Source organism: Segeticoccus rhizosphaerae, assembly GCF_009192725.1.
GTDB lineage: Bacteria > Actinomycetota > Actinomycetes > Actinomycetales > Dermatophilaceae > Segeticoccus > Segeticoccus rhizosphaerae.
This window is the reverse complement of the sequence record NZ_VOHR01000268.1, coordinates 1-5,144: the sequence shown is the minus strand read 5'-3', so window position 1 is coordinate 5,144 and position 5,144 is coordinate 1. Positions and strand designations below refer to the sequence as shown.

Here is a 5,144-nt window from a genome sequence, read left to right as displayed (position 1 = left end):
GGTCCCGCCGTGCCCAGAGCGGCGGCTCCGCGCCACAGGCCGACACCAGCCAGACCAGCCGGCCCGACCACAGCTCCGGCACCGACGAGCGTGCGGACCGTCGGGACGAGCAGAGCCGTGGCGAGCAGCGCGACCGCGACAGCCGCGGTGAGCAGCGCGACGGCAACCGTGACGGGGGGCGCGACCACCAGCGTCCCGAGGGCCGTCGCGAGCGCGATCAGAGCGGTGAGGACAACCGCGGTGACAACCGTGGCCAGCGCGACCGCAGCGACAGCCGCGACGACAACCGTGACGACAACCGTGGCCAGCGTGACCACGACGACAGCCGCGGCCAGAACGACCACGACAACAACCGCGGCGGCCGTAACAACCAGGGCAACCAGAACAACCAGAACAACCAGAACCGCCGCGACGACGACGAGCGCGGCGGCGGTCGCAGGCGCAACCGCCAGCGCAGCCGTGACCGCAAGCGCCGCGGCGGTCGCGACAACGACTACCGCGGCGGCGACGTCGACACGACGGTGCACGAGGACGACGTGCTCGTGCCCGTTGCCGGCATCCTCGACGTCCTCGACAACTACGCGTTCCTGCGCACCAGCGGCTACCTGCCCGGCGAGAACGACGTCTACGTGCCGATGGGCATGGTCAAGAAGAACGGCCTGCGCAAGGGCGACGCCATCACCGGCTCGGTCCGCGCGCTGCGCGAGGGCGAGCAGATCCCGGCTCGCCAGAAGTTCAACGCGCTGGTGCAGCTCGACACGGTCAACGGCATGACGACCGACCAGGCCAAGGAGCGGGTCGACTTCGGCAAGCTCACCCCGCTCTACCCGCAGGAGCGGCTGCGGCTCGAGACCGAGCCGGGCATCGTCACCACCCGCCTCATCGACCTGATCGCCCCGATCGGCAAGGGCCAGCGAGGACTCATCGTCAGCCCGGCCAAAGCCGGAAAGACGCTGATCCTGCAGGCGATCGCCAACGCGATCACGGTCAACAACCCCGAGGCCCACCTCATGGTCGTGCTCATCGACGAGCGACCCGAGGAGGTCACCGACATGCAGCGCGCGGTCAAGGGTGAGGTCATCGCCTCCACCTTCGACCGCCCGGCCGACGACCACACCACGGTCGCCGAGCTGGCCATCGAACGGGCCAAGCGCCTCGTCGAGATGGGACATGACGTGGTCGTGCTGCTCGACTCCATCACCCGCCTCGGCCGCGCCTACAACCTCGCAGCCCCGGCGAGCGGCCGGATCCTCTCCGGTGGTGTGGACTCGAGCGCTCTCTACCCGCCGAAGCGCTTCTTCGGTGCGGCCCGCAACATCGAGGACGGCGGCTCGCTCACCATCCTCGCGACGGCGCTGGTCGACACCGGGTCCAAGATGGACGAGGTGATCTTCGAGGAGTTCAAGGGCACCGGCAACATGGAGCTTCGCCTCTCGCGGCAGCTCGCCGAGCGCCGCATCTACCCGGCGATCGACGTGAACCCCTCGGGCACCCGGCGCGAGGAGATCCTCATGTCGGCGGAGGAGCTCAAGATCCACTGGAAGCTGCGCAGGGTGCTTTCCGCCCTCGACTCGCAGCAGGGGATCGAGCTGCTGATCGACCGGATCAAGAAGACCAAGAGCAACGTCGAGTTCCTGATGCAGGTCCAGCAGACCTCGTCGATCCACCTCGACGACAACTGACCCCACGATGCCTGCCCCGTGAACCACCGGGGCGGGCATCGTCATGGGGACCACGCCATCAAAACCACGTCATCAAGAAGTGGGCACGGCGCTGGTGGACTGTCGGCCACGGACTCGGGAATGCTTGGGGACGAAGGCGCGTTTGGACACACGTGCCGCTTGTTGGCACACTGTGTTGGCTGCCGGTTCACGAGCGCCCAGAGAGCGCCCGACCCGGTGGACCCCGATCAAGGAGCACACGTTGAAGAAGGACCTGCACCCCGCCTACGTGGAGACCACGGTGACCTGCACCTGTGGCAACACCTTCACGACCCGCAGCACCGAGACCAGCGGCAAGATCAGCGCCGACATCTGCTCGAACTGCCACCCGTTCTACACGGGCAAGCAGAAGATCATGGACACCGGTGGCCGCGTCGCCCGGTTCCAGGCGCGCTACGGCAAGAAGGCCGACGCCGCCGCCAAGTAGCTTCACCGCACGCCGGTCCCCGGCCCTTTTTGGGCCGCGGGGCCGGCGTCGTCGTTTGTCGGTCGCGTCATCGCCCAGGAAAGGTCCGCCATGCTGGAGTCAGCCGCCACCCTCGTGCAGGAGTATGCCGAGCTGGAGCGTCGTCTGGCCGACCCCGCACTGCACGCGGAGGGCGCAGACCCCGCCGAGGCCCGCAAGCTCAACAAGCGGTATGCCGCGCTGTCACCAACCGTCGCGGCCTACCACGCGTGGCACGCGGCGACCGACGACGTGGCCGCCGCGCGCGAGCTCGCCGCCGAGGATCCGTCGTTCGCCGAGGAGCTGCCGGCCCTCGAGGAGACGCTGAGGCACACCGAGGACACCCTTCGCCGGCTGCTGCTGCCCCGCGACGAGGACGACGACCGCGACGTGATCCTCGAGGTCAAGGCGGGCGAGGGTGGCGAGGAGTCGGCCCTGTTCGCCGGCGACCTGCTGCGGATGTACCTGCGCTACGCCGAGCACCGCGGCTGGAAGACGGAGGTGCTCGACGCCACGGAGTCCGACCTCGGGGGCTACAAGGACGTGCGGGTCGCCATCAAGGCGAAGCGGACACCGGGACCGGGCGAGGCGCCGTGGGCCCGGTTGAAGTACGAGGGCGGGGTGCACCGGGTGCAGCGGGTGCCGGTCACCGAGAGCCAGGGGCGCATCCACACCTCGGCCGCCGGCGTCCTGGTCATGCCCGACATCGACGACCCGGCCGAGGTCGAGATCGGCCCCCATGACCTCAAGATCGACGTCTACCGGTCGTCCGGTCCCGGCGGGCAGAGCGTCAACACCACCGACTCGGCGGTGCGGATCACCCACCTGCCGACCGGTGTGGTGGTCTCCTGCCAGAATGAGAAGTCGCAGTTGCAGAACAAGGAGTCGGCGCTGCGTGTGCTGCGTGCCCGGCTGCACCAGATCGCCCAGGAGCAGGCCGATGCCGAGGCCTCCGCGGCCCGTCGTTCGCAGGTGCGCACCGTCGACCGTTCGGAGCGGGTGCGGACCTACAACTTCCCGGAGAACCGGATCGCCGACCACCGCACCGGTTACAAGGCCTACAACCTCGATGCGGCGCTGGACGGCGAGCTGGACCCGGTCGTGCAGTCGGCGGTGGACGCTGACGAGGCGGCGCGGATGGCCGCGTTGGCCGATGGCTCCGCGTGAGCGTGCGGTGAGGCTGGCGGATCGGCGGGCGCTTCGTGCCTGACTTACCGCCGGGCGGCGGCGCGCAGGCCCGGTCGCTGCGTGACCTGGTCCGTACCGCGACAAGCGTCCTGCGCGACGCTGGCGTCGCCAGTCCCGACACCGACGCCGTGCTGCTCGCGGCCCACGCGTTCGGCTGGTCCGCGGGAGAGGTCCGCCGCCAGATGCTCCTCGGGGCGGAGGTCGACTCCGATGAGGGCCGCTACCACGAGCTCGTGGCCGAGCGCGCCAAGCGGGTCCCGCTGCAGCACCTCACCGGCCGGGCATCGTTCCGGAGCATCGAGCTGTCCGTGGGCCCGGGGGTCTTCATCCCCCGTCCCGAGACCGAGCTCGCGGCCGGGCTGGTCGTGGCTGAGCTCGAGCGCGTGGCCGACGGGGGGGACGGACCGCCCGTTGTGGCGGACCTGTGCACCGGCTCGGGGGCGATCGCCCTGGCGGTCAAGCACGAGGTGCCCTCCGCCAGGGTGCATGCCGTGGAGGTGTCCGACCTGGCGCTCGCCTGGGCGGACCGCAACCGGGAGGAGCTGGACCTCGACGTGGAGCTGCGTCTCGGCGACGCGACCACGGCCTTCCCGGAGCTCGAGGGGACCGTCGACGTCGTGGTGAGCAACCCGCCATACATCCCCACGCACGCCGTCCCCAACGATGCCGAGGTCCGCGACCACGACCCCGACGTCGCGCTCTACGGCGGCAGCGACGACGGGCTCGCCATCCCCCTCGCCGTGGCGGCCCGGGCCGCCCAGCTGCTCCACGCGGGCGGCCTCTTGGTCATGGAACACGCTGACGTGCAGGGTGATTCGCTCCCCGCAGCATTGATCGCCACCGGGGACTGGGCCGACGTCGAGGACCACGACGACTTCGCGGGCCGTCCCCGCACCGTCACCGCCCGCCGCAGCAGCCACCCCCGCCCCTGACCGGACACCCGTAGGGCGACTCGCCTCGGGCGAGGGACACCGAGGCGCCCGCCGAAGCGGTGTCCGGTCGAGGAAGGCGGTCAGCGGGTCAGCTCGGCGGGGGCGCTGGCCAGCGCGGCGTTGATCGCGTCGACGAGCTCGCGGGCGGAGGCCGCGGTGAGCTCGACACCGACCCGGGAGGAAGGACCGCGGGAGGGGTCGGCCAGGTCGATGTTGAGCGTGTGCTCGGCCATGGCGTGCACCGGGTGGTCGAAGTAGACCGTGGCGTCGGTGACGTGGAACCACCTGCCTCCCGGCCCCTTGGCGCTGCCGTCGACCACGGCGTTGACGGTCGCGTAGGTGCACATCGTTCAGCTCGCCTCCTTGGACAGGTGGACTCCGAAGAACTCCTCGATCCGCTCCCAGCCGTCGTTCGCCGCCGCGACCCGGTATGACGGCCGGTCCACAGCGAAGAATCCGTGCCCCGTGTCGTCGTAGCGGTGGAACTCGTGGGGCTTGCCGTGCGCGTCGAGCACCTCATCGAGGCGGTCGACCTGCTCGGGCGAGGGGTGGGAGTCCTCGTTGCCGAAGAGTCCGAGCAGCGGCGCGCGTAGCCCGGGCAGCTGGTCCTCGATGTCGGTGATCTTGACCGGGAAGCCGGTGGGAGGCGTGCCGATCACGAACGCGCCGTAGCAGTCCACCGCGGCGTCGAGGTCGAGGTGACAGGCGGCCAGCACCGACTGGCGCCCGCCCGAGCAGAAGCCGATGACGCCGACCCGGCCGTTGCTGGTCGGAAGGCTCCGCAGGTGCTGCGCCGCGCCGCTCACGTCCCCGACCAGGCGCGCGTCCGGGACACCACCGCGGGCGCGGGCGGTCGCG

6 protein-coding genes are annotated in these 5,144 nt (G+C 70.6%); 4 read left to right on the top strand and 2 right to left on the bottom strand.

Going from position 1 to position 5,144, the window contains the following annotated elements:
- From rho to prmC, 4 genes are all read left to right on the top strand, one after another.
- Positions 1 to 1,682: transcription termination factor Rho (rho, locus tag FRW57_RS16895; protein WP_152186542.1), on the top strand; the 1,682-nt coding region annotated here is incomplete at its 5' end.
- A gap of 241 nt (positions 1,683 to 1,923) precedes the next feature.
- Positions 1,924 to 2,148, top strand: coding sequence for a 50S ribosomal protein L31 (gene rpmE, locus FRW57_RS16890; protein ID WP_137122885.1), 225 nt, complete (start codon positions 1,924 to 1,926; stop codon positions 2,146 to 2,148).
- 90 nt (positions 2,149 to 2,238) lie between these two features.
- Positions 2,239 to 3,333: a peptide chain release factor 1 gene (gene prfA / locus FRW57_RS16885; RefSeq protein ID WP_137122886.1), complete on the top strand. Its 1,095-nt coding sequence runs from the start codon at positions 2,239 to 2,241 to the stop codon at positions 3,331 to 3,333.
- 35 nt (positions 3,334 to 3,368) lie between these two features.
- Entirely contained in the window at positions 3,369 to 4,286 is a 918-nt protein-coding gene (gene prmC, locus FRW57_RS16880; RefSeq protein WP_238999470.1) for a peptide chain release factor N(5)-glutamine methyltransferase, read from the top strand.
- Between the two features lie 80 nt (positions 4,287 to 4,366).
- Here the strand turns inward: prmC and FRW57_RS16875 are convergent, their stop codons facing one another.
- On the bottom strand, positions 4,367 to 4,633 hold the full coding sequence (locus FRW57_RS16875; protein WP_137122887.1) for a DUF6295 family protein: 267 nt from the start codon (positions 4,631 to 4,633) through the stop codon (positions 4,367 to 4,369).
- 3 nt (positions 4,634 to 4,636) lie between these two features.
- Positions 4,637 to 5,144: dienelactone hydrolase family protein (locus FRW57_RS16870; protein WP_152186541.1), on the bottom strand; the 508-nt coding region annotated here is incomplete at its 5' end.

Excerpts from the sequence above, each read along its gene's own strand:
- prfA (WP_137122886.1), top strand. The coding sequence starts at position 2,239 with ATGCTGGAGTCAGCCGCCACCCTCGTGCAGGAGTATGCCGAGCTGGAG.
- FRW57_RS16875 (WP_137122887.1), bottom strand. The coding sequence starts at position 4,633 with ATGTGCACCTACGCGACCGTCAACGCCGTGGTCGACGGCAGCGCCAAG.